Here is a 3,419-nt window from a genome sequence, read left to right on the forward strand (position 1 = left end):
ATCCAGGTCCTGGCCGATGGCGGCATGGAAATGCTCGCCGACGCGCGGACCATCATCATTCCCGGCTGGCGCGACCGCAGCGCCGCAGTGCCTGTGGAGTTGATCGCCGCACTGCGCCAGGCCCATGCGCGGGGGGCGCGGTTGCTGTCGATCTGCTCCGGTGTTTTCGTCCTCGCCGCCACCGGCTTGCTCGACGGGCGCGGCGCGACCACGCACTGGCGCTATACCTCGGAACTGGCCGAGCGGTTTCCCGGCATCCTGGTGGACCCGGACGTGTTGTATGTCGATTCCGGCCAATTGATCACCTCCGCCGGCAGCGCGGCAGGCATCGATGCCTGCCTGCATCTGGTGGCACGGGATTTCGGCACGCAGGTGGCCAACTCCGTGGCCCGACGCCTGGTCACGTCGCCGCAACGCAGCGGTGGCCAGGCGCAATTCATTCCGACGCCGGTCAGTCCCACACCGCGCAGCGATCTTTCCCGCGTCATGCAGTGGGCACGTGAGCGTTTGCACGAGCCGCTGGAGGTGCGCGACCTGGCCAGCGAAGCCGCCATGAGCGAACGCACGTTCCTGCGCCGCTTCACCGAAGCCAGTGGCCAGTCACCAAAAACCTGGTTGCAGCATGAACGTCTGGGCCGCGCCCGCGAACTGCTGGAAAGCAGCGACCAGAACACCGAGCAGATAGCCGAACGTTGTGGTTATCGTTCGGTGGAAAGCTTCCGGGTGGCCTTTCGAACGGTGGTTGGCGTGCCGCCGTCGGTGTATCGGGAGCGGTTTGGGCGTGGGGGCAGTGCTGGTTTTTGAGGCGATCCGACTTGCCCGCGAAGACGTCAGCCCGGTCACCTTACCGCTCAAGGTTTTCGCAACAAATAGGTATCCATGATCCAGCCATTGGCCAGCCGCGCCGCCTTGCGCACCCGTTCGATGTCATCCGCCACATCCTTGAGCTTGCCGCTGATCAGGATTTCATCCGGCGTCCCCAAATAGGCGCCCCAGTAAATCTCGGTGTCCTGATCCACCACCTGATGGTAAGCATCCTGGGCATCGAGCATCACCACCAGGCTGTCGGCATCGCTCACCTGCCCTGCCGCCAAACGCCGGCCCGTGGTGATTTCAACCGAGCGGCCAATCTGGTTGAGCGGCACCTTGTGCTGTGCCGCCAACGCCTGGACGCTGGTAATGCCGGGGATCACCTCGAACTCGAACGCACAGGCGCCTGAGACCTGGATCGCCTGCAAGATGCGAATGGTGCTGTCGTACAGCGCCGGATCGCCCCACACCAGAAAACCACCACTCTGGCCGTCGGACATTTCATCGTTGATCAGCCGTTCGAAGGTCTGCTGCCTGGCCAGGTTCAGGTCGTCGACACTGGTTTTGTAGTCCACTTCACCGCGCTCGCGCTCCGGGTTGTGGGCTTCGACAAAACGGTAAGCGTGGTGGGTGATGTAGCGTGAACAGATTTCGCGGCGCAAATCGATGAGTTTGTTCTTGCTCTCGCCCTTGTCCATGAGAAAAAAAACGTCGACCTGATTCAGCGCCTTCACCGCTTGCATTGTGATGTAGTCGGGATTGCCAGCACCGATACCGATGACCAGGAGCTTTTTCATCACAGCAAGTCCTCGGGCCCGGTGCCCGGCAAGCGCAGCCGCCAGCGGCCATGGAATCTCAACTCGACCGCCGACAGGGGTTCGACGTCGATCAGGCCGGACGATACGCCTTGCAACACCTGCGTGAGTGCGGCGCGGATGACGAAGGGATGGGTAATGGCAACGATGTGCCCTGGCGTCGACTGCAACGTGGTCAACCACGCGCCCACGCGCTCGCCCAGTTGCACCAGCGACTCGCCACCGTGGGGTGCCGAAGCCGGGTCGCCCAGCCAATGCTGGAGCGCTTCGGAATCGTTTTTTTGCAGATCGCCGATGCGCTCACCGCCCCAGCGCCCGAAGTCGCAGTCCTTCAACGCGTCAACAATCTCCGATGCGCTGCCGAACAGTTCAGCGGTTTGCCGAGTGCGCAACTCCGGGCCGCAGACGAGGCGTGGAGCGCCCTTGAACTGATTGCCACGGGAAAGCCTGAGCGCTTGCCAATCCATCTCCAAAGGCTCGTCCAGAGGAAAACGCGCCAATTTCTGTGCGACGGTTCGAGCATGACAAATCAGGGTTAAACGGGTCGCCTGCACCAGCAATCACTCTAAAGATGGAAAGGAACGACGGCGTCAGGTGACCGCCATCGCGCAATTGTGCCGCAACAAAGCAGCCCTGGGTGGTGTTTAATTTTCCTGCCTGAAACGGATCCTTCAGTCATTTCCTGCCAGGTTTTCTGTTATGGCTGACCGCAACCAAGGCAATCACCTACAAGACTTTACGACATCGGCGTAGTCCCTTGGTACAGGCACTTCGCCCCTTTTTCGGGCACGGCCAGACCACGCGAAAATTCACTAGACAGGCAGGACGCGATAATTAAATACTCCTTTCAACGGACTGTTAAAACATGTTCCACACTCATCCAGCAGGAGCCCGGATGCCCTTTCTCGAATACCCGATCAATGCGCCTGGCCAGGCATCGCCTGCGGCCGAATCGCCCGTTTCTTGTTTAACCCGGTCCATTCCAAAAAACATCTGACAAGAAAAAGAGTGGCGCCTGACAACGTTCAGACGACCACCGATTGAATATGTGGAAAAACCGACAGTGAAAGTCAGGTTCGGCTCAAACCGCCGAATCGTTTAATACAGGAGTGTCTCCATGCTGGTCTTGCGTCCAGTCGAGTCAGCCGACCTGCCCCAGTTGCAGAGGCTGGCTCGTGAAAGCCTCGTGGGCGTTACATCCCTGCCTGACGATAGCGAACGGTTGCGCGGAAAAATCCTCGATTCGTGTGCGTCGTTCGAAAAGGACGTTGATGTTCATGGCCCGGAAAACTATTTCTTTGTACTCGAAGACCTGACGACGCAGCACCTGGTCGGCTGCTCGGAAATCCTCGCCACGGCGGGGTTCAACGAGCCGTTCTACAGCCTGCGCAACCGGCACTTCACCAGTGCCTCGAGGGAACTGAACATCGAGCACGGCGTACCGGCCTTGTCGTTGTGTCACGATCTCAGTGGCCACACCTTGCTGCGGGGCTTCCATATCGATGCCGCGCGTGTGCGCAGCGCGCATTCCGAACTACTGTCGCGGGCGCGCCTGTTGTTCATCGCCGCCCACGCCCGGCGTTTTTCCGAAACGGTGATCACCGAAATCGTCGGCTACAGCAGTGATGAAGGCCACTCGCCATTTTGGGATGCCGTGGGCAAGCATTTCTTCGACTTGCCCTACGTCGAGGCCGAACGGCTTTGCGGCCTGCAGAGCCGCACCTTTCTCGCCGAACTGATGCCGCAGTATCCGATTTACGTGCCCATGCTGCCCCAGGCAGCACAGGACTGTAT

Annotated in this window: 4 protein-coding genes; 2 read left to right on the top strand and 2 right to left on the bottom strand. The window is 60.2% G+C overall.

Annotated features, from left to right (window positions below):
• The coding region (locus AC1DVH_RS28125; RefSeq protein ID WP_477756544.1) for a helix-turn-helix domain-containing protein at positions 1-804 on the top strand (804 nt) is incomplete at its 5' end.
• Between the two features lie 47 nt (positions 805-851).
• Here the strand turns inward: AC1DVH_RS28125 and cobF are convergent.
• Complete coding sequence (gene cobF / locus AC1DVH_RS28130; protein WP_477756545.1) at positions 852-1,607, bottom strand: precorrin-6A synthase (deacetylating); 756 nt, start codon at positions 1,605-1,607, stop codon at positions 852-854.
• Entirely contained in the window at positions 1,607-2,179 is a 573-nt protein-coding gene (locus tag AC1DVH_RS28135) for a histidine phosphatase family protein (RefSeq protein ID WP_477756546.1), read from the bottom strand. Before AC1DVH_RS28135 ends, cobF begins: the two co-directional genes overlap by 1 nt.
• Before the next feature lie 563 nt (positions 2,180-2,742).
• Here AC1DVH_RS28135 and AC1DVH_RS28140 point away from each other — a divergent pair.
• On the top strand, positions 2,743-3,419 hold a 677-nt coding region (locus AC1DVH_RS28140), incomplete at its 3' end, for an arginine N-succinyltransferase (protein WP_477756547.1).

It is taken from the genome of Pseudomonas sp. P4_C3, assembly GCF_056402075.1.

Excerpts from the sequence above, each read along its gene's own strand:
- cobF (WP_477756545.1), bottom strand. The coding sequence starts at position 1,607 with ATGAAAAAGCTCCTGGTCATCGGTATCGGTGCTGGCAATCCCGACTAC.